This is a genomic window from Bradyrhizobium sp. CCBAU 45321 (assembly GCF_028128975.1).
Taxonomy (GTDB): Bacteria; Pseudomonadota; Alphaproteobacteria; order Rhizobiales; family Xanthobacteraceae; genus Bradyrhizobium; species Bradyrhizobium yuanmingense.
Genome location: NZ_LFKZ01000125.1, coordinates 55,941 through 75,891, shown reverse-complemented (window position 1 = coordinate 75,891; position 19,951 = coordinate 55,941). Strand labels below are relative to the sequence as shown.

Genomic DNA, 19,951 nt, shown 5'->3' with positions numbered 1-19,951 from the left:
ATGAACATGCAGGTCCTCGCCCTCGCCTTCCTCGCCACCGCAGCAGTCGGTGGCATCGCCTGGGTATTCCTCTATCCGGTGCTGTCTGGGGAGCGAAAGGCGGAAAGCCGCCGTGCCTCGGTCGCACGCGCCGAAGCGCCCACGGCCCGGCAAGCCGAGAAAACCCAGCGCTCGCGCCGCGAGCAGGTCGAGTCCACGCTGAAGGACCTCGAGGCGCGGCGCGCCCAGGAGAAGAGCGCCCCGCTCAGCGTCCGCCTGTCGCAGGCCGGGCTCGACTGGACGCCGCAGAAGTTCTGGACCGTGTCCGCCGTGGTGGCCGGCGTTTTTTTCGCGGCCGCCATGTTCGCGGGCGGCGGCCTGATCGGCGCCGCCGGTCTTGCCTTTGCCGGCGGCTTCGGCCTGCCGCGCTGGGCACTCGGCTTCCTCAAGAAGCGTCGCGAAACCAAGTTCCTGGCTGCACTGCCCGACGCGGTCGACGTGATCGTCCGCGGCATCAAGGCAGGCCTGCCCTTGTTCGAATCGATCAAGGTCGTAGCCGCCGATTCGCCCGAGCCGCTGCGCAGCGAGTTTCTGGCCATCATCGAGACGCAGGCGATCGGCATGCCGCTGGGCGAGGCCTGCGCGCGGCTCTACGAGCGCATGCCGCTGCCGGAAGCCAATTTCTTCGGCATCGTGGTGTCGATCCAGCAGAAATCGGGCGGCAACCTCTCCGAAGCGCTCGGTAACCTCTCCAAGGTGCTGCGCGACCGCAAGAAGATGAAGGAAAAGATCCAGGCGATGTCGATGGAAGCCAAGGCCTCGGCCGGCATCATCGGCTCGCTGCCGCCGATCGTGATGTTCCTGGTCTATCTCACGACGCCGCAATACATCTCGGTGCTTTGGACTCATCCCACCGGCCAGCTGATGCTGGTCGGCTGCGTCGTCTGGATGTCGATCGGCATCCTGGTGATGAAGAAGATGATCAACTTCGATTTCTGACGGTGTCGCATGGTCGAATTCCTCGTCTCGAAACTGCACGACGTCCGTTTCATGACCATGCTGCTCGCGGCCATCGCCGCGAGCGCCACCGTCTATACGCTGGTGATGCCGTTGTTCGCCGGCGAGGGCCTCTCCAAGCGCATGAAGGCGGTGGCGAGCGAGCGTGAACGCATCCGGCAGCGCGAGCGTGAGCGTCTCAACAAGAGCGAGAAGGTTTCGCTGCGCCAGACGCCCAAGCAACTCGTCTCCAAGGTGGTCGAGGACTTCAACCTGACCAAATGGCTCGCGCAGGAGGCTGCGCGGGACAAGCTCATCATGGCAGGTTACCGCGGACAGGCGCCCTACATCACCTTCCTGTTTGCCCGCATGGTCGCCCCGATCGTGTTCTTGATCGGCTCGGCCCTCTACGTGTTCGTGATTGGAAACATGCAACAGGCGTTGCCGATCAAGATCGGCATCTGTATCGGCGCCGCCTATCTCGGCCTCCAGGCGCCGATGCTGTTCCTCAGAAATGCGATCTCCAAGCGCCAGCTCTCGATCAAGCGTGCGTTTCCCGACGCACTCGATTTGCTCCTGATCTGCATCGAATCCGGCATGTCGGTCGAGATGGCATTCCGGAAAGTTGCGACCGAAATCGTGGGCCAGTCAATCGCGCTGTCGGAGGAGTTCACCCTGACCACGGCCGAGCTGTCCTACCTGCAGGATCGTAAGGTCGCCTATGAGAACCTGGCACGGCGCACCGGGCTGGAGGGCGTCAAGTCGGTGTGTCTGGCGCTGCAACAGGCGGAACGATACGGCACCCCGCTCGGCCATTCTCTGCGCGTCATGGCGCAGGAAAATCGCGACATGCGCATGAACGAGGCCGAGAAGAAGGCGGCCGCGCTGCCGCCGAAGCTCACGGTGCCGATGATCCTGTTCTTCCTGCCTGTGCTGTTCGTGGTCATTCTCGGACCCACCGCCATCAAGGTCACCGAGATGCAATGAGCCGGGCTGGACCATACGGTCCGCCACCAAGGCCAGGAAGTCAGATGATCAGCCGGGCTGGCTCAGCGAAGCGACCGGCATCCGCTTCGGCGCGCCGCGCGGGACCTCGCTACGGCTCAGCATCTCCTTGAGATAGGCGACATTGGCCGCAGCCTGGTCCGGCGGCAGGTCCGCCTTGACGATGGTCTCCGCCTCCGCGAAGCGGCCCTGCAGGCCGACGACCAGGCCGAGATTCTGCCGGACCCGGGCGCTGGCACGCGGCGAGGCATGCGCCTGCCGCAGCGCCTCTTCCGCCTTCGGCAGCTCTTTCGACAGCATGTAGGACAGGCCGAGGTTGGAGAGCACGCCGGGATCACCCGGTGCGATCTTGAGCGCGCTCGCGTAATAGGATCGCGCCTCCTCATGACGGCCCATCTGGTCGAGCGCGGTGCCCTGCACCGAGAGCAGGCGCCAGTCCGGATTGTCGGGCGAATGCGCCTTCGACAGCACGTCGAAGGCCTGCTGGAAATTGCCGTTGTCGGCGAGTGCGCGGCCGTACTGGGCAAGCAGCGCCTTGTTGCCGGGGTTGGCGATGGTCGCCTGCTCGAGCACGGCGGCGGCCTGGGCGCGCTGGCCGTTGGCGCGCAAGGCCTGTCCATAGGCGAGCGCGGCGTCGGCATCTTTGGGATTGGCGCGGTAGCGCTCGCCATAGGCTTCGACCGCACGCGCCGGATCGGTGGGCGCGCGATCGGCGGAGGCCGCGTCCGCCCGGGGGCCGACCGAGCCCGTCACCTCCGAGAGTTTCGACATCGCCGTGCAGCCGCCGAGGCTCATCGCCACCGTCGCGACCAGCGACGTCGAAGCAAGTAGCCGGGTAAGCCTGATCCGTTGACGCATGACGCTTTGACTCTCGAGCTGCTCGATCGAGCCGAACGTGTCAGCAGTAGAATGTTAACCCTAACGGCCGGTTAACAGCGCTCAGACGCGCTTCTCTCACGCCGGCGATGGTTGCGGCGGCGCTTTGCCGCCGAGGCCGAGATCGAGGCCGAGCGCCTGCACCTGCTGATCCAGCTCCCGCAGCAATTGCAGCCGCTGCCGCCCCCGCCGCTGAACGTCGACACTATCACAAGGCAGCCGCGGCACCTGACGCAGGAAGTCGTTACAATTGATCAGGCCTTTCCCGTAGAGCTCATCGAGCCGAGCGCGATCAATGCCGAGCACGTCAGCGGATTGCTCGATCAATCGGTTGAGCAGCGTTTTCACCGCGGCGAGCGCGTCGCTGTCGAATCCCGGCCGGGATCTCGCGGCCTTACGCTCGAGCTCCGCCCAGGCATGGGCCGAGACCATGTAGGTGTAGAGCGCTATCGCCCAGTTCGGCTCCGCCTCATCGTAAAAGCTGCCACGCATGAACAGCCGGCGGACGATCGCCGCGACCTGGTCGCGTTTCAGTGTGCGGGACGAGGCCGCCTCGATCGCCGACTGGACGGCCGGATCGCGGGAAAAATCCCGCCCCGCCGGCAGCCTGATGACGCCGCCCGGCAGGTTGGAATCGAGCGGCCTGAAGGCCGCATCGTTGCGGAGCCTCGTATAGCGGTTGATCGCGAAGCGGTGCTCGTTGCGGCCGGCATGGGACGCGGGGCCGAAATGGACGAGGTTGAAACCGGCATCGTCGCCGGCTTGCCCGGTCGAGGACGGACAGGAGAGCACGTAGATCGTGCGCCAGAACGCCTCACCGCTCTCGCTCGACGTCGCACGCGGATCGGGGATGGAATAGCGGGTCAGCCCCTCGACATGGCGATGACCGTGCAGAACCAGATCGACGTTGAGCGAGGTGGCGGCCTCGAGGAAGGTCGCAGGTGCGGCGAGATACATCAGCGGCTCGTCCGGCATGCCTAGAAAGCGCTTTCCTTCGCCGGTGGCCTGCGGCAGTGGGTGATGGTGCAGGGCCAGCACACGCACCAGATTTTCCGCCGGCTCGGCGTAGTCGGCGCGCCCGGCCAAACCGATGCTTCCCGCGACCTCGGCGCTCAGCCGGGCGGAATCGGCGACCATCGCCTTGTAAGCGCTCTCGTCGATCTTGCCGCTCGCGAGCGCCTTCAAGTTGGCGCGATTGGAATCGAGCAGCACCAGGTCGAGGCCTGCCTGACGGTAATAGACATTCTTCGCGGTCCGCGGCAGGTGCAGGTAGTCGTAGGCGTCGTGACGGCCCGCACGCTGGCTCGGCCGCTTGACGTCGTGATTGCCTGCCACGGCCTGGATATCGGTGAACAGCCCTGTCTGCCGGAAGGATGCGATGACGGCGAGCGCCTCGTCGAGCGCGCGCGGCGTGGGGTCGTCCACCAGATCGCCCGTGATCAGCAGGATGCGATCGGGAACATTCGCGGCAGCCGCCATCTTCTCGCAAATCGCGGCCCTGAGCGTCTCGATGGCCGGAAGCAGCCGGCCCGACCCATCCAGATGCAGGTCGGAAATCTGCGCAACAACGAACGATCTATCCATTTTGCGCCGCTCATCTGCACATGCTGCGCCGCCTAAACAATGAGAAAAATGCTTCGACGAACAGATTCAGCCGTATCGACCCAACCTGGGCGGGCACCATGCCGCCGCGTGTCTGCGTTCGGGTTCATGCAGAGCAAGCGACACAATCTAAAATGTTCGTCGATAATGCCACAACCGAAGCGCTAGTAAAGCCCTGCGGCCGTGGCGTTGCGAACGGCAGCTCTCGGCGTGAGATACGAGATTTGTCCGCGGACGGTTTCGTCGCGCCCGGTCGATACTCGATCGTAAGCCGCTTGCAGATCTCGTCGAGCGCATCGGACCGCATGCCCACCTTGCGGCGCGTAGCGGCTCGCTGAACGGTGACGGCAAAGCCGATTGCAGCGGCGGCCAAACTCTGCGAAGTCTCGTCCGTTCGCATGACTCGCCTGAACTGACGATCCGGACCCGCCAATGCCTTCTGTCTTCGAGACGTCATCCGCCGCCACCCCGATCACCTTCGTCACCAAATCGAGCTGGGATCAGGTCGCCGAGACGCTGCCGCCGGCGCAACGCCAGTTCGCGCGTGCCAGCGCCTTCGCCGCCAAGCCGGGCAGCTATCTGGCGCTGCCCGCGACCGACGGCACCATTGCTCAGGTACTGTTCGGGCTGGAGGAAGAGGATGCAAGATCGCGCGACCTGTTTCGGCCCGGCGCCCTGCCCGGCCTCTTGCCGCCCGGCACCTATCGGTTTGCCAATGCACCGCACGATGCGCGGCTCGCCGCGCTCGCCTTCGCACTGGGTTGCTACCGGTTTGCCCGCTACCGCAAGGCAGATCGCCCCGAGATCCGGCTGGTGCCGCCTGACAGTGTCGACGCGGCCGAGATCGAGCGGATTGCCGATGCGGCAATGCTCGCGCGCGACCTCATCAACACGCCGTCCAACGACATGGGCCCGGATGAGCTCGCCGCAGCCGCGCAAGCGCTCGCCGCCGAGTTCGGCGCGAGCTTTTCCTGCACCATCGGCGAAGAGCTGGCGAAGAACTTTCCGCTGATCCACGCCGTCGGCATGGCCTCCAGCCGCGCGCCGCGGCTGATCGACATCGTCTGGGGCAATCCCGATCATCCCAAGGTGACGCTGGTCGGCAAGGGCGTGTGTTTCGACACCGGCGGCCTCGACCTCAAGCCGTCGAGCGGCATGCTGATCATGAAGAAGGACATGGGCGGCGCCGCCAACGTGCTGGCGCTGGCGCGCATGGTGATGGATGCAAAGCTGAAGGTGCGGCTGCGCGTGCTGATCCCGGCGGTGGAGAACGCTGTCGCGGGCAATGCCTTCCGCCCGCTCGACATCTTCACCTCGCGCAAAGGGATCACCGTCGAGATCGGCAACACCGACGCCGAGGGCCGCCTCGTGCTCGCCGACGCGCTGGCCCTGGCCGACGAGGAGAAGCCTGATCTGCTGATCGACCTGGGCACGCTGACCGGTGCGGCCCGCGTCGCGCTGGGGCCGGATCTGCCGCCCTTCTACACCCATGATGAGACGCTGGCCGCCGACGTCGCGCGCTGCGCGATGAAGGAGAACGATCCGTTGTGGCGCATGCCGCTGTGGCCGCCTTACGATGCCTGGCTGGACTCCAAGACCGCCACCATCACCAATGCACCGTCGGGCGGTTTCGCCGGCTCGATCACCTGCGCGCTGTTCCTGCAACGCTTCGTCGAGCACGCCAAGAGCTGGCTCCATGTCGACATCTATGGCTGGACGCCGTCGGCGAAGCCGGCGCGGCCCGAGGGCGGCGAATGCCAGGCCGCACGCGCCATCTACGCACTGCTGAGCGAGCGCTATGCCTGATCCAGGACACGACCCGAGGCTGACGCCGGCGCGGGGCGACCTTGCCGCCAAATATCTCGAAGGCAAGGTCGAGGCGCAGCGCTTCGTCGAGGGTGACGAGTTCGAGGTCGTCGAGCCGATCGCGCCCATGCGCGAGCAGCCGTCCTCGAACGCGACGTTGATGACCGAAGCGCTGCGCGGCGAACGCGTCACCATCTACGACCGCAACGGCGAGGGTTGGGCCTGGGGCCAGCTCAATGACGATGGCTATGTCGGCTGGCTGCCGGATGCGGCGCTCGCAAAGCCGTCGGCTGCCGCAACGCACTTGGTCGGCGCACTGCGGACGTTTGCGTTCCCCGGCCCCTCGATCAAGCTGCCGCCGGCCGACACGCTCGTGATGGGATCGAAGCTCGCCGTGGCGCGCGAGGACGGCAGCTTCGCCGTGACGCACGACGGCAGATATCTGCCGAGAACGCATCTCATCCCGCTCGATCGTCGCGAACCGGATTTCGTCGCGGTGGCCGAGCGCTTCGTCGGCACGCCCTATCTGTGGGGCGGCAAGAGCAGCTTTGGCATCGATTGCTCCGGCCTCGTCCAGGTCTCGCTGACATCAGCCGGGATCGGCTGCCCGCGCGACAGCGACATGCAGCTCGCCGGTCTCGGCCGCACACTGGAGCCGCATGAATGGAGCAGCTTGCAGCGGGGCGATCTGATCTTCTGGAAAGGTCATGTCGCCATCGTGCGCGACGCCACCACCATGGTTCACGCCAATGCGCATGACATGGCAACGGTGATCGAGCCGATTGAGCCGGCGATCGCGCGGATCAAGGCGGCTGGCAGCGAGGTCGTCGCGATCAAGCGGCTCTGACGGAGCGCTACGTCGCCACCGCCCCGTTCCCAGCCGTCTCCAACCGGAACGCGGCCGCGAACAGCGCTCGAGTATAATCCGTTTTCGGATTCCTGAACAATTCGGCCGCCTGGCCTTCCTCGACCACCTTGCCGCCGCGCATCACGATGAGGTGGCTGGCGAGCGAGGCGACGACACGCAAATCGTGCGAAATGAACATGTAGGTCAGCTCGCGCTTGCGCTGAAGCTCGCGCAACAGATCGACCATCTGCGCCTGGAACAGCATGTCGAGCGCGCTAGTCGGTTCGTCCAGCACGACGAAATCAGGCTCCAGCACGATCGCGCGCGCGATGGAGATGCGCTGTCGCTGGCCGCCGGAGAATTCGTGCGGATAGCGGAAGCGCGTCTCCGGATTGAGTCCGACATCCTCGAGTGCCTTAACGACGCGCGCCTCGCGTTCCTCGCGCGAGAGCGCCGGCTGATGCACGGACAGGCCCTCGGCGATGATGTCGGCGACCGACATGCGCGGTGAGAGCGAGCCGAACGGATCCTGAAACACGATCTGCATGTCGCGCCGGAAGGGACGCATCTCCTTGAAGCGCAGCCCCTGGATGTCGTTGCCTAAGAACACGATGCGCCCGTTCGAGGAGATCAGCCGCAGCAGCGCCAGCCCCAGCGTGGTCTTGCCCGAGCCGGATTCGCCGACGACGCCGAGCGTCTCGCCCTTGCGCACGGCGACGCTGACACCGTCCACCGCCTTGATGTGACCGACCGTCTTGCGCATCAGGCCGCGCTTGATCGGGAACCAGACCTTGAGATCATTGGCCGACATCACCACCGGCGCATTCGGCTGCGGCGGCGCCGGATCGGGCTTGGGCTCCGCCGCGAGCAGGTCACGTGTATAGGGATGTTTCGGGGCCTTGAAGACCTGCTCGACCGGACCCTGCTCGACGATCAGGCCGCCCTTCATGACACAGACGATGTCGGCGATGCGGCGCACGATTCCGAGATCGTGGGTGATGAACAGCAGGCTCATGCCGAGCCGCGCGCGGATCTCGGCGAGCAGCGCCAGGATCTGCGCCTGCACCGTGACGTCGAGCGCCGTGGTCGGCTCGTCCGCGATCAGAAGGTCCGGCTCGTTGGCGAGCGCCATCGCGATCATTACGCGCTGGCGCTGGCCGCCGGAGAGCTGGTGCGGATAGCTGTTCAACCGCGTCTCGGGATCGGGGATGCCGACCTGGGTCAAGAGCTCCAGCGTCCGCTTGCGCGCCTGCGCATTGCTGGTCGGATTGTGCAGCTGGATGATCTCGCCGATCTGCGCCTCGATCGTGTGCAGCGGATTGAGCGAGGTCATCGGCTCCTGGAAGATGATGGAGATGTCGCTGCCCCTGATCTCCCGCATCTGCTGCTCGGACTGGTCGATCAACTCCTGGCCCTTGAAGCGAATGCTGCCGGACGGATGGGAGGCATTCGGATACGGCAGCAGCTTCAGGATCGAGAGTGCGCTGACCGACTTGCCGGAGCCGGACTCGCCGACCAGCGCCACGCATTCGCCGCGCTTGATCTGGAACGAGACCTTGTCGACCGCGAGCGTGGTGGCGCCGCCCTGGTGAAAGGCCACCGAGAGGTCGCGAACGGCGAGCAGGGGCTGGTTGATCGCATCCATGGCCTTACCTGAACGTCTTGCGCGGATCGAAGGCGTCGCGCACGGCTTCACCGATGAAGATCAACAGCGAGAGCATGATCGCGACCGAGAAGAAGCCGGAGAAGCCGAGCCACGGTGCCTGCACATTGGCCTTGGCCTGCGAGAGCAATTCGCCGAGCGAGGGCGATCCCGGTGGCAGGCCGAAGCCGAGGAAATCGAGCGCCGTCAGCGTCATCACCGAGCTCGAAACGATGAACGGCAGGAACGTCATGGTCGCGACCATCGCGTTCGGCAGCAGGTGGCGGAACATGATCAGGGGATTGGAGACGCCGAGCGCACGTGCCGCCTGGACGTATTCGAAATTACGCCCGCGCAGGAACTCGGCGCGCACGAGGCCGACCAGCGACACCCAGGAGAACAGCAGAAGGATTCCGAGCAGCACGAAGAAGCCCGGCACGAGCACCGAGGACAGGATCAGGAGAAGATAGAGCGAGGGAATCGCCGTCCAGATCTCGATAAAGCGCTGGAAGATCAGATCGACCCGGCCCCCGAAATAGCCCTGCACCGCTCCCGCCGCGATGCCGATGACGGACGAAACGATGGTGAGGCAAAGACCGAACAGCACCGAGATGCGGAAGCCGTAGATCAGCCGCGCCACCACGTCGCGCCCCTGATCGTCGGTACCGAGCCAATTGTATTCGAGATCGCGGCAGCTCTTCAGTCCCTTCTTCTCCACCACCGGCTTGCACTGCTTCTCCGTCAGCATCCAGGTCGGCGGCGACGGCGCCGGCGTCGGCAGATCGAGATTGTGGGTATCGTAGGAGTAACGGATCAGCGGCCAGACGATGCTGCCGCCCTTCTCCTTGATCAGCTTCTGCAAGTAGGGGTCACGATAGTCGGCCGCCGTCTCGAAATCCCCGCCGAAGGTCGTCTCCGAATAGGTGACGAAAGCCGGCCAATAGAGACGGCCATCGAATTTGATCAGGAAGGGCCGATCATTGGCAATCAGCTCGGCGAACAGCGAAATCACGAACAGGCCGATGAAGATCCAGAACGACCAGTAGCCGCGGCGGTTAGCCTTGAAATTCTGCCACCGCCGCTTGTTGAGCGGTGAAGGCACGAAGGCTTTGCGCGTGATAGGAACGGCATCGCCAAGCGGCGACTTCGCGGTAGTCTCGATCGGCGTCGGCGCGGTGATCGTCATCAGACCTCCCGTGCCTCGAAATCGATCCGGGGGTCGATCCACATATAGGTCAGGTCGGAGATCAAGTTGATCACGAGTCCGACCAGCGAAAAGATGTAGAGCGTGCCGAACACCACGGGATAGTCGCGATTGAGCACGCTCTCGAAGCTGAGCAGTCCGAGCCCGTCCAGCGAGAAGATGGTCTCGATCAGCAGCGAGCCGGAAAAGAAGGCGTGGATGAAAGTGCCGGGGAAGCCGGCGATCACGATCAGCATCGCGTTCCGGAAGACGTGGCCATAGAGCACCCGGTTCTCGCTGCAGCCCTTGGCGCGCGCGGTCATGACGTATTGCTTGCGAATCTCGTCCAGAAACGAGTTCTTGGTCAGAAACGTCATCGTGGTGAACGCGCCCAACCCCATGGCGATCAGCGGCAGCGTCAGGTGCCAGAAATAATCGATGATCTTCCAGTACCAAGGAAATTGCGACCAGCCATCCGAGGTCAGTCCGCGCAGCGGGAACCAGTTGAAGAAGGAGCCGCCGGCAAACAGGATGATCAGCAGGATCGCGAACAGGAAGCCGGGGATGGCATAGCCGAGCACGAGCACCGTCGAGGTCCAGGTGTCGAACCGCGCACCGTCATTCACGGCCTTGCGAATGCCGAGCGGGATCGAGATCAGGTAGGTCAGAAGCGTCAGCCAGAGGCCAAGCGAGATCGAGACCGGCAGCTTTTCCTTGATCAGCTGCAGCACGCTGACGTCGCGAAAATAGCTCTTGCCGAAATCGAAGCGGGCGAAATTCCACACCATCAGCAGGAAGCGTTCCGGCGCCGGCTTGTCGAATCCGAACTGCACTTCCAGCTTCTTGATGAAATCGGGGTCGAGGCCCTGCGCGCCGCGATATTTCGAGTTGACGGAATCGCCGCCCGCACCGACCTGCCCCGGGGCGCGCTGCGCAAAATCGCTGCCGCCCGATATGCGCGAGGTGCCGCCGGTGTCGGCGCCCGAGAGCTGCGCGATCACGCGCTCGACTGGGCCGCCCGGCGCGAACTGCACGACGACAAAGGACACGAAGAGGATCCCGAGCAGGGTCGGGATCATCAGGAGCAGGCGGCGGGCGATATAGGCGCTCATGGCTATTTTGCCTGCTCGAGCTTGGCCGCCTTGGCCGGTTCATACCACCAGATATCCGGCGCCCCGACGCCGTTGGCATAGCGCGGCAGCCTCGGTGGATGGCCGAACTGATCCCAATAGGCCAGCCGGTGCGTCTTGTTGTACCATTGCGGCACCCAATAGCGACCGGCGCGGAACAGGCGATCGAAGGCGCGGCAGGCGACGGTCAGCTCTTCGCGGCTGTCGGCCGCCATGATCTTCTCGATCATGGCGTCGATCGCCGGACTGGCGACCCCAGCGAGATTGTACGAGCCCTTGGTGTTTGCGACCTGCGAGGAGAAGAACGCGCGCATGGCATCGCCTGGTGTCGCCGACATGCTGAAGCGTTGGATGGTCATGTCGAAATCGAAATCTTCCTGCCGGGCCTTGTGCTGTACGGCATCGACGAGGCGCACGCTCGCTTCGATGCCGAGCGTCGCGAGATTCTTGATGTAAGGCGCGTGGTGCGGCTGGAATGAGGGCTCATCCAGCAGGAACTCGATCTTGAACGATTCGCCGTTCGGCAGCACCCGCTTGCCGTCCTTGATGGGCACGCCGGCCTCCGTCAGCAATTGCTGGGCCTTGCGGAGCAGGCTGCGATCCTGTCCGGAGCCGTCGGAGGCCGGCGGCGTGAACGGCGCCGCGAACACCTCGTCGGGAATTTGGCCGCGGAACGGCTCCAGCAGCTTCAGCTCTTCCGGCGACGGCGGCGCATTGCCGGCCATCAGGTCCGAGTTCTGGAACGGCGACACCGTACGGGCATAGGCGCCGTACATGATGGTCTTGTTGGTCCATTCGAAATCGAAAGCGTTGATCAGGGCCTCGCGCACGCGGGGGTCTTTGAATTTGTCGCGCCGCGTATTGATGAACCAGCCTTGCGCGCCGGAGGGCGTATCGTCGGGCACGACCTCCAACTTGACCCGACCTTCCTTCACCGCGGGGAAGTCATAGCGCGTCGCCCAGATGCGCGAAGTGAACTCCTCGCGATAGAGATAGCTCTTGCCGGTAAAGCCCTCGAAGGCGACGTCGCGGTCGCGATAGAACTCGTAGCGGACGACATCGAAATTATAGCTGCCGCGGCAGGGCGGTAGATCAGCGGCCCACCAGTCCTTCACACGTTCGAACTCGATGTAGCGATTGACCTCGAACCTGCCGACCTTGTACGGACCCGAGCCGAGCGGAATGTCCAGAGACGATTCATCGAACGGGCGGGAGGCGTAGTACGCCTTCGAGAAGATCGGCAGGCTGGCGACATAGAGCGGCACGTCGCGCGCGCGCCCCTTGGCGAAGGTGACGACGAGCATCGCATCGTCGAGGGCTTCCGCACTGACCATGTCGCGCATCTGCACGATGATCAACGGATGCCCCTTGGTCTTCAGCGTCGTCAGCGAAAAAGCCGCATCGTGGGCTGTGAGCCTGGTCCCGTCGTGGAATTTCGCCTCGGGCCGCATCGTGAAGCGGTAGACCAGCTTGTCCGGCGATATCTGCACGGATTTGGCCGCCAGCCCGTACATTGCGTCAGGCTCGTCAGCTGCCCGGACCATCAGCGGCGAAAACGTCATACCCATACCTTGCGCGCCGTCGCCTTTCAGGATGAAGGCGTTGAGCGAGTTGAAGGTCTGGTAGGACTGATTGTAGGCCCGCACCGACGGGATCAGCGAGAACGTGCCGCCTTTCGGCGCGTCGACATTGACGTAATCGAAATGACGGAAGTCGGCGGGATATTTGAGATCGCCGAATGCCGACATGCCGTGCGCCTCGGTCGCCGCTTCCGATGCTCGCGCGCTGCGCGCCAGCGGCGCGCCGACGGACGCCCCGAGGGCGCCGCCAACACCCAGGACCAGCACATGGCGGCGTGACATCTGCGTCATGCGGGGATTGTCCTTCACGATTTCTTTGCGATCCGTGCCGCCTTGTCTGCGTCGTACCACCAGATGAACGGGAAGCCGGACAGACCATACCTGGGCAATTCCGCCGGCCGGCCGAAGCGATCCCAGCGCGCGGTGCGGACCTTGTTGTAGGTCCATTGCGGCACGACGTAGTGATTCCACAGCAACACGCGGTCGAGGGCCTTGGTGGCCGCGACGAGATCGTCGCGATCAGTGGCGTAGATCACCCGCTCGATCAGCTTGTCGATGGCCGGATTCTTGATGCCGGCGATGTTGCGCGAGCCGGCGATGTCGGCCGATTTGGAGGACCAGAACTCGCGCTGCTCGTTGCCCGGCGATTGCGACTCGCCCCAGGAGTTCGTCACGATGTCGAAGTCCCACTCGCGCGTCCTGTTCTCATACTGGGTCGGATCGACCGTCCGAACGCTCACCGCAATGCCGAGCCGCTCCAGCGACGGCTTGTAGAACAGCGTAATTCGTTCGAAGCTGGGATCCGAGTTGAGCAATTCCAGCGAGAACTGCGCACCGGTCTTGACGTCGACCAGCTTGCGATCTCGCACCTCGTAGCCGGCTTCCTTGAACAGGCGCAGCGCCTCACGCAAATTGTCGCGCACCGCCTCCGGACTACCCCCGACCGGATTGGTGTAGGGCGTCGTGAAGACCTCGGGCGGTACCTGGGCGCGGACGGTCTCGAGAATTTCGAGCTCCTTACCCTGCGGCAATCCCGTTGCCATCAGCTCCTCGATGCCGTCGAAATAGCTGCTGATGCGCTTGTACTGACCGTAGAAGATCTGCTTGTTCATCTCCTCGAAGTCGAACGCGTAGTTGAGCGCACGACGCACGCGCGGATCGCTGAACTTGGCGCGGCGCAGGTTCGGCACGAAGGCCTGCATCACGCCCGAGCTGCGATTGACGAATTCCTCGAGGATCACCCGCTTTTCGGTCACGGCCGGGAAATCGTAGGCGGTCGCCCAGCTCTTCGCGCTGTTCTCGGTGCGCCAGTCGACCTGGTCGGCCTTGAAGGCCTCGATCGCAACGGTGCCATCGCGAAAATATTCGTAGCGCAGCTCGTCGAAATTGTTGCGGCCCACATTGATGGGAAGATCGCGGCCCCAATAGTCCTTGACGCGCTCCAGCGCGATCGAGCGTCCTGCGACGAATTCCTTGACCTTGTAGGGGCCCGAGCCGAGCGGCACTTCCAGCGTGGTGGTGGCGATATCGCGCTTGCGGCCCTGCGCGTCCGTCCCCTCCCACCAATGTTTCGGAAGGACGATCAGCTGTCCCACGATCAGCGGCAGCTCGCGGTTGCCGGGTGCGTCGAACACGAACTTCACGTCACGCTCGCCGACCTTCTCGGCCTTCACCACATGGCTGTAATAGGCCGAGTACATCGGGTGGTTCTTCTTGAAGGAATCGAGCGAGAAGATCACGTCCTCGGGCGTAACAGGCTTGCCGTCATGCCATTTCGCCTGCGCGCGCAGGCGATAGGTGACGAAGGAAAAGTCGTCGGGATGGCTGACCGCTTCGGCCAGCGCGCCGTATTCGGTCGAGACCTCATCGAGCGACTGCGTCAGGAGCGATTCATAGATGAATGCGACGGCGCCGGCGACCTGGCCCTTCACGCCCGAGACGACGATGTTGAAATTGTCGAACGTGCCGACGGCGATCTGGCGCGCGACACCGCCTTTGGGGGCGTCCGGATTGACGTAGTCGAAGCGCTTGAAGTCGGCGGGGTACTTGACCTTTCCGAACAGCGACAGCGCGTGGCGCCAAGGCAACCCGCCGGAAGTCAGTTCAGTTGCTGATTGCGCATGCGCCACGCCGACGGGAACGCCCGCAACGGAGCCAAGGACTGGAAGCGCTGCGGCTGCAGTGCCGGTGAGCAGGAGATCGCGTCGGGTAATGGCCAAATCAACATCCCTGTCTTGAAGGAGGCTACTCCTTTAAGTTCCCAATATAGGCGAGGTTTCGACCGAATATGTTGCTTTTTCCTCATCTTGGAAGCCCGGCCGGCCTATCGGATGCGGCCAAACGCCCCGATAACGTCGCCGCGAGGCCCGGATAAGGAAACGGCCAGACTTTCCAGCCTGGCCGTATTCGAGCGCCGGTTCTTGGGACCTTATTTTGATGCCGTCGGCAGCGGCTGAGGTTTCTCCGACTGCGAATTCAGATAGGCGATGATATCGGCACGCTCGGAATCCTTGGCAACACCGGCAAAGCCCATCGCGGTGCCCGGAATGAAGCCCTTCGGATTGGCGAGGAACTTGTTGAGGTCGTCGAAGCTCCAGTTGCCACCCTTGGCCTTTATGGCAGCCGAGAAGTTGAAGCCACCACGGCCCTGGCCCTTGGGCTCGCCAACGACTCCGTAGAGGTTCGGACCGACCCGGTTCGGGCCGCCCTTCTCGAAGGTATGGCAGGCGCCACACTTCTTGGCGGCCGCGGAGCCCTTCTCGACGGAGGCGGTTTGGAGCAGCTTTTCGATCGGTTCGGACGGTGCGGCGGCAGCGGCGCCCTCCTTGCCGGAGCCGGCATCTTGCTTGACCGCGATCTCGAAGCCCGGCTTTTCCGGCATCTTGGGGGAGAACAGCGCACTCGCGGTGAAGCTCGTCACCAGCAGGAAGAGACAGGTGCCGAACACGGCGCCGAGAATCTTGTTGAGTTCGAAAGAGTCCATTTCCGGCCAGGCCCCACCGCAAGAAGGAAACAGCGGCCCGGATGGCCGCAGGACGAGCCTCAGAGAATCAAACGTTCCTTATTGTTTCCCCGAGTTTTGCCATTGAGATATCGGTTTGCCCGGGGTCTGGCAACCCGTATAAGCGACCCGGCTTCAGGCCCGTCCCCACCCCATTTCCTGGTGCGGAAAACGCTCCGTTTTCAGGCTCTTGACCTCAGACCTTTGAACCCGATGATCGACCCCCGCATCCTGGTGCTGATCCCGGCCCGCATGGCCGCCACCCGCCTGCCCCGCAAGCCGCTCGCCGATATCGCGGGACTGCCGATGATCGTGCATGTGCTGCGCCGTGCGGAGGCTGCGGCAATCGGCAGGGTCGCGGTGGCCACCGACACCGACGAGATCGCCGCGGTCGTGACCGCCCATGGCGGCGAGGCCGTGATGACCCGCGGCGACCACCCCTCCGGCTCCGACCGCATCCATGAGGCCATGCAGAAGCTGGACCCCGAGGGCAAGGCCGAGATCGTGGTCAATGTCCAGGGGGATTTCCCGACCATCACGATCGACAACATCCGCGAGGTGCTGCCGCCGCTGCAAGACCCGGCCGTGGACATCGCGACGCTGGCCTCGCGGATCCACACCGAGGAAGAGGATCTCGCCCCAAGCGTGGTGAAGGCGATCGGAACCTCGGTTGGCGGCAGGCGGATGCGCGCACTTTATTTCACCCGCGCGACCGCCCCGACCGGCGACGGACCGCGTTATCACCATATCGGCCTCTATGCCTTTCGCCGCGCCGCGCTGGAGCGCTACGTCTCTCTTCCGCCGTCTCCGCTGGAATTGCAGGAGAAGCTCGAGCAGCTCCGGGCGCTTGAGGCCGGAATGCGCATCGATTTCACCATCGTCGACACCGTGCCCCGCGGGGTCGATACGCCGGCGGACCTCGAGACCGCGCGCAGCATCCTTTCCAAATCCTGAGCCGCTGCTACAAGGCCGAGCATGAGCAAGATGAAGATCGCATTCCAGGGCGAGCCTGGCGCCAATTCCCACATCGCCATCGTCGAGGCCTATCCCGACGCCGAACCGATGCCCTGCGCCACATTCGAAGATGCGCTGTCGGCGATCTCGTCGGGCGAGGCCGATCTCGGCATGATCCCGATCGAGAATTCGGTCGCCGGCCGCGTCGCCGACATCCATCACCTCCTGCCGGCGTCCGGCCTCTTCATCGTCGGCGAATGGTTCCTGCCGGTCCGGCATCAGCTGATGGCCGTGAAGGGCACCAAGCTCGAAGACATCAAGAGCGTCGAGAGCCATGTGCATGCGCTCGGCCAGTGCCGGCGCATCATCCGCAAGCTCGGCATCAAGCCGATCGTGCATGCCGATACCGCCGGCAGCGCCCGCGACATCTCGGAGCGCCAGGACAAGACGGTGGCCGCGATCGCCTCGCGCCTTGCTGCAAAGATCTACGGTCTCGACATCCTCGCCGAGGACATCGAGGACGAGGCCCACAACACCACGCGCTTCGTGGTGCTGGCGCGCGAGCCGAAATGGGCGCCCCAAGGCACCGGGCCGCTCGTCACGACTTTTGTTTTCCGGGTGCGCAATTTGCCGGCGGCGCTCTACAAGGCGCTCGGCGGCTTCGCCACTAACGGCGTCAACATGACCAAGCTCGAGAGCTACATGGTCGACGGCAATTTCTTCGCCACGCAGTTCTATGCCGACGTCGACGGCCATCCCGATGACAAGGGCCTCGCCTTCGCCATCGAGGAGCTGAAGTTCTTCTCGCGCGAATTCCGCATCGTCGGCGTGTATCCGGGCCATCCGTTCCGCGCAACGTTCAGCGAGGCGCAGGATTAGTGGCGTGTCCCGGACGTGCGAAGCGCGAGCCGGGACCCAGGAGCGGCAAGACTCGAGGCTGCGATGGGCCCCGGCTCAGCAGCGCATCACCGTAGTGCGTCGAAGACGCGCGTAAACGCGCTCATGGTGCTGCGCTGCGTCCGGGCACGAGAGCGGTTACGCGTTTTCTCTTCGCGCCAGCCCGAACGCCTCCGCCAGCAGCGAATACGACTTCTTTCGCGCCTCGTGGTCATACACCGCCGTGATCACCATCAGCTCGTCCGGCTTGCTTGCGTAGATTAGCGGCTGCAGCTTCTTCTGCACCGTCGCGGGACTGCCGACGAACAGGCGCGAACGGTTACGCAGGATCGAGGTGCGCTCGGCGTCCGAATACGGATAGGCCATCGCCTCCTCGACGCTCGGCAGCGGCAGATATTGACCGCGGTCGCGGCGAAGACGGTTGAGGTCGAAGGACGAGGCGAGCCTTTCGGCCTCCTCGTCGGTATCGGCCGCGATGACGGCGACCGCGAGAATGGCATGTGGGCTCGCACGCCAGGCCGAGGGCTGAAAGCGATTGCGGTAATGCACCATCGCATCGATCGCGTCGTGGGACGCGAAATGATGGGCAAAAGCGAAGCCCATGCCGACCTGGGCGGCCAATTCCGAGGAATAATCGCTGGAGCCGAGCAGCCAGATAGGCGGCAGTCTGGTGTCGTCGGGCATGGCGACGACGTTGTTATAGGGGTGCCCTGCGGGGAATTCGCGGGTCTCCCACAGGATCAGCTCGTGCAGCCGTTCCAGGAAATCGTCGCCCTCGCGGCGGTCGAGCCGACTCCGCAACGCATACGCCGTGGCGCCATTGGTGCCGGGGGCGCGGCCGAGACCGAGATCGATCCGGCCGGGAAACAGTGCTTCCAGCATCTTGAAGCGCTCGGCGACGACCAGCGGCGCATGGTTGGGCAGCATCACCCCGCCGGAACCGACGCGGAGGTGCTTCGTCACCGCCGCGATCTGCCCGATCATCAGGTCGGGCGCGGGGCTCGCGACGGAGGCGAGATTGTGATGCTCGGCGAGCCAGTAGCGGACATAGCCGAGGCCATCGACGTGACGCGCCAAATCGATGCTGTTGCGCAGCGCCGCGGCGGGCTTGGTGCCTGATGTGACGACGGAGAGGTCGAGGACGGAGAGCGGGATCATGGCGGCTTAACGTAATGGAGGCGGTCGCGGCGACAATGGGCAGGCTGCGCAGGCCTGACGTGTACGGACGGGCGGGCACGCCAGCCAATGGAGTTGGGACAACCGCCGCTACTTTGCAGACGATTCTGGTCTGCCCACCAAGAAAATGGTCCATAAAAGATGGCTCACGAGAGATAATATATGAAAATTCAACGCATTATGCCATGCAGCGCGCTTCCCACCCAAAACATGATTCGCAAGAATTACCCGACAAACTGCACATGAATGGGCAACTTCCCATGCATGATGGGCTGTCGACCAGAGGGCCTTTGCCGTATTTTGGCTCTCCGAGGCTAGATCCCGATTGCCGGCCTGACATTGGAGTGAGTGGCGCCATGACTGACCTGACGACGCCTGCGAGAGCCGACCGGCAGGACGGGCAGCTGAAGCGGCCCGCGATCTCCTTCGAGTTCTTTCCGCCGAAGACGGAAGAGATGGAGCGCAATCTCTGGGAGACCATCAACCGGCTGGCCCCGCTCGAGCCGAAGTTCGTCTCGGTGACCTATGGCGCCGGCGGCTCGACCCGCGAGCGCACCCATTCGACGATCACGCGCATCCTGAAAGAAACCGCGCTGCTGCCGGCGGCGCATCTGACCTGCGTCGGTGCTTCGCGCGGCGAAATCGACGAGATCGTCGACCGCTATCACGAGGTCGGCGTCCGCCACATCGTGGCCTTGCGCGGCGATCCCGTCGGTGGCATCGGCACGCCCTATTCGAGCCATCCCGAGGGTTATCAGAGCTCGGCCGAACTCGTGGCGGGGATCAAGAAGCGGCACGGCGATATCGAAATCTCCGTTTCCGCCTACCCCGAGAAGCACCCCGAAGCGCGCGACTTCGATGCCGATATCGACACGCTCAAGGCCAAGGTCGATGCGGGCGCGACGCGCGCGATCACGCAGGTGTTCTTCGACAACGATCTCTACTTCCGCTATCTCGACCGCGTGCGTGCGCGCGGCATCGACATCCCCGTAGTGCCGGGCATCATGCCCATGCACAATTTCAAGCAGGCGCGCAATTTCGTGACGCGTGCCGGCACCACGGTGCCGGACTGGTTCGCGGCGAAGTTCGAGGGCCTCGATGACGATGCCGAAACGCGCAAGCTGGTGGCCGCGACCGTTGCGGCCGGCCAGGTGCAGAAGCTCGCCAAGCACGGCGTCGACACCTTCCATTTCTACACCATGAACCGCGCCGATCTCGTGTTCGCGATCAGCCATTTGCTCGGCATTCGCGCCAAGAGCGCGCAGAAGGCGGCGTAA

Annotated in this window: 16 protein-coding genes; 7 read left to right on the top strand and 9 right to left on the bottom strand. The window is 64.1% G+C overall.

Annotated elements, in window-relative coordinates; translation table 11 throughout:
* Both ACM43_RS22030 and ACM43_RS22025 read left to right on the top strand, forming a co-directional pair.
* Nucleotides 1–978 carry a type II secretion system F family protein gene (locus ACM43_RS22030; RefSeq protein WP_057028159.1) on the top strand — a complete coding sequence of 326 codons (978 nt, stop codon included), beginning with the start codon at nt 1–3 and terminating at the stop codon, nt 976–978.
* Nucleotides 979–987: 9 nt separating this feature from the next.
* A complete protein-coding gene (locus tag ACM43_RS22025; RefSeq protein WP_271542836.1) occupies nt 988–1,962 on the top strand; it encodes a type II secretion system F family protein in 975 nt (324 codons plus the stop codon).
* A 48-nt stretch (nt 1,963–2,010) separates the two neighbouring features.
* On the opposite strand, the gene ACM43_RS22020 is transcribed toward ACM43_RS22025, so the two are convergent.
* Nucleotides 2,011–2,838: a tetratricopeptide repeat protein gene (locus ACM43_RS22020; protein WP_271542835.1), complete on the bottom strand. Its 828-nt coding sequence runs from the start codon at nt 2,836–2,838 to the stop codon at nt 2,011–2,013.
* Nucleotides 2,839–2,934: 96 nt separating this feature from the next.
* Nucleotides 2,935–4,440 carry a metallophosphoesterase family protein gene (locus ACM43_RS22015; RefSeq protein ID WP_271542834.1) on the bottom strand — a complete coding sequence of 502 codons (1,506 nt, stop codon included), beginning with the start codon at nt 4,438–4,440 and terminating at the stop codon, nt 2,935–2,937.
* A gap of 450 nt (nt 4,441–4,890) precedes the next feature.
* Here ACM43_RS22015 and ACM43_RS22010 point away from each other — a divergent pair, with 450 nt between their 5' ends.
* Both ACM43_RS22010 and ACM43_RS22005 read left to right on the top strand, forming a co-directional pair.
* Complete coding sequence (locus tag ACM43_RS22010; protein ID WP_271542833.1) at nt 4,891–6,264, top strand: leucyl aminopeptidase family protein; 1,374 nt, start codon at nt 4,891–4,893, stop codon at nt 6,262–6,264.
* Entirely contained in the window at nt 6,257–7,111 is an 855-nt protein-coding gene (locus ACM43_RS22005) for a C40 family peptidase (protein WP_271542832.1), read from the top strand. Before ACM43_RS22010 ends, ACM43_RS22005 begins: the two co-directional genes overlap by 8 nt.
* Nucleotides 7,112–7,118: 7 nt before the next feature.
* On the opposite strand, the gene ACM43_RS22000 is transcribed toward ACM43_RS22005, so the two are convergent.
* The 6 genes from ACM43_RS22000 to ACM43_RS21975 form a co-directional block, all read right to left on the bottom strand.
* Complete coding sequence (locus ACM43_RS22000) at nt 7,119–8,756, bottom strand: ABC transporter ATP-binding protein (RefSeq protein ID WP_157283702.1); 1,638 nt, start codon at nt 8,754–8,756, stop codon at nt 7,119–7,121.
* A 4-nt stretch (nt 8,757–8,760) separates the two neighbouring features.
* Nucleotides 8,761–9,939, bottom strand: a complete 1,179-nt coding sequence (locus tag ACM43_RS21995; RefSeq protein WP_271542831.1) for an ABC transporter permease — start codon at nt 9,937–9,939, stop codon at nt 8,761–8,763.
* A complete protein-coding gene (locus ACM43_RS21990) occupies nt 9,939–11,048 on the bottom strand; it encodes a microcin C ABC transporter permease YejB (RefSeq protein WP_035998032.1) in 1,110 nt (369 codons plus the stop codon). Before ACM43_RS21990 ends, ACM43_RS21995 begins: the two co-directional genes overlap by 1 nt.
* A gap of 2 nt (nt 11,049–11,050) precedes the next feature.
* Nucleotides 11,051–12,937, bottom strand: a complete 1,887-nt coding sequence (locus ACM43_RS21985) for an extracellular solute-binding protein (protein WP_271542830.1) — start codon at nt 12,935–12,937, stop codon at nt 11,051–11,053.
* Nucleotides 12,938–12,951: 14 nt separating this feature from the next.
* The gene (locus ACM43_RS21980; protein WP_271542829.1) at nt 12,952–14,865 is read right to left on the bottom strand and encodes an extracellular solute-binding protein; all 1,914 of its coding nucleotides are present in this window, start codon (nt 14,863–14,865) and stop codon (nt 12,952–12,954) included.
* Nucleotides 14,866–15,074: 209 nt separating this feature from the next.
* Nucleotides 15,075–15,629, bottom strand: a complete 555-nt coding sequence (locus ACM43_RS21975; protein ID WP_109142421.1) for a c-type cytochrome — start codon at nt 15,627–15,629, stop codon at nt 15,075–15,077.
* A gap of 231 nt (nt 15,630–15,860) precedes the next feature.
* Between ACM43_RS21975 and ACM43_RS21970 the strand changes: the two genes are divergently transcribed.
* Together ACM43_RS21970 and ACM43_RS21965 are read left to right on the top strand one after the other, a co-directional pair.
* On the top strand, nt 15,861–16,601 hold the full coding sequence (locus ACM43_RS21970) for a 3-deoxy-manno-octulosonate cytidylyltransferase (RefSeq protein ID WP_271542828.1): 741 nt from the start codon (nt 15,861–15,863) through the stop codon (nt 16,599–16,601).
* A 21-nt stretch (nt 16,602–16,622) separates the two neighbouring features.
* Entirely contained in the window at nt 16,623–17,480 is an 858-nt protein-coding gene (locus ACM43_RS21965; protein WP_157283696.1) for a prephenate dehydratase, read from the top strand.
* Nucleotides 17,481–17,636: 156 nt separating this feature from the next.
* Here the strand turns inward: ACM43_RS21965 and ACM43_RS21960 are convergent, their stop codons facing one another.
* On the bottom strand, nt 17,637–18,656 hold the full coding sequence (locus ACM43_RS21960; RefSeq protein WP_271542827.1) for an LLM class flavin-dependent oxidoreductase: 1,020 nt from the start codon (nt 18,654–18,656) through the stop codon (nt 17,637–17,639).
* 374 nt (nt 18,657–19,030) lie between these two features.
* Here ACM43_RS21960 and metF point away from each other — a divergent pair, with 374 nt between their 5' ends.
* The gene (gene metF, locus ACM43_RS21955) at nt 19,031–19,951 is read left to right on the top strand and encodes a methylenetetrahydrofolate reductase [NAD(P)H] (protein ID WP_271542826.1); all 921 of its coding nucleotides are present in this window, start codon (nt 19,031–19,033) and stop codon (nt 19,949–19,951) included.

Excerpts from the sequence above, each read along its gene's own strand:
- ACM43_RS21960 (WP_271542827.1), bottom strand. The coding sequence starts at position 18,656 with ATGATCCCGCTCTCCGTCCTCGACCTCTCCGTCGTCACATCAGGCACC.
- ACM43_RS22015 (WP_271542834.1), bottom strand. The coding sequence starts at position 4,440 with ATGGATAGATCGTTCGTTGTTGCGCAGATTTCCGACCTGCATCTGGAT.
- ACM43_RS21995 (WP_271542831.1), bottom strand. The coding sequence starts at position 9,939 with ATGACGATCACCGCGCCGACGCCGATCGAGACTACCGCGAAGTCGCCG.
- ACM43_RS22000 (WP_157283702.1), bottom strand. The coding sequence starts at position 8,756 with ATGGATGCGATCAACCAGCCCCTGCTCGCCGTTCGCGACCTCTCGGTG.
- ACM43_RS21985 (WP_271542830.1), bottom strand. The coding sequence starts at position 12,937 with ATGACGCAGATGTCACGCCGCCATGTGCTGGTCCTGGGTGTTGGCGGC.
- ACM43_RS21965 (WP_157283696.1), top strand. The coding sequence starts at position 16,623 with ATGAGCAAGATGAAGATCGCATTCCAGGGCGAGCCTGGCGCCAATTCC.
- ACM43_RS22005 (WP_271542832.1), top strand. The coding sequence starts at position 6,257 with ATGCCTGATCCAGGACACGACCCGAGGCTGACGCCGGCGCGGGGCGAC.
- ACM43_RS21975 (WP_109142421.1), bottom strand. The coding sequence starts at position 15,629 with ATGGACTCTTTCGAACTCAACAAGATTCTCGGCGCCGTGTTCGGCACC.
- metF (WP_271542826.1), top strand. The coding sequence starts at position 19,031 with ATGACTGACCTGACGACGCCTGCGAGAGCCGACCGGCAGGACGGGCAG.
- ACM43_RS22025 (WP_271542836.1), top strand. The coding sequence starts at position 988 with ATGGTCGAATTCCTCGTCTCGAAACTGCACGACGTCCGTTTCATGACC.
- ACM43_RS21990 (WP_035998032.1), bottom strand. The coding sequence starts at position 11,048 with ATGAGCGCCTATATCGCCCGCCGCCTGCTCCTGATGATCCCGACCCTG.
- ACM43_RS21970 (WP_271542828.1), top strand. The coding sequence starts at position 15,861 with ATGATCGACCCCCGCATCCTGGTGCTGATCCCGGCCCGCATGGCCGCC.
- ACM43_RS22030 (WP_057028159.1), top strand. The coding sequence starts at position 1 with ATGAACATGCAGGTCCTCGCCCTCGCCTTCCTCGCCACCGCAGCAGTC.
- ACM43_RS22020 (WP_271542835.1), bottom strand. The coding sequence starts at position 2,838 with ATGCGTCAACGGATCAGGCTTACCCGGCTACTTGCTTCGACGTCGCTG.
- ACM43_RS22010 (WP_271542833.1), top strand. The coding sequence starts at position 4,891 with ATGCCTTCTGTCTTCGAGACGTCATCCGCCGCCACCCCGATCACCTTC.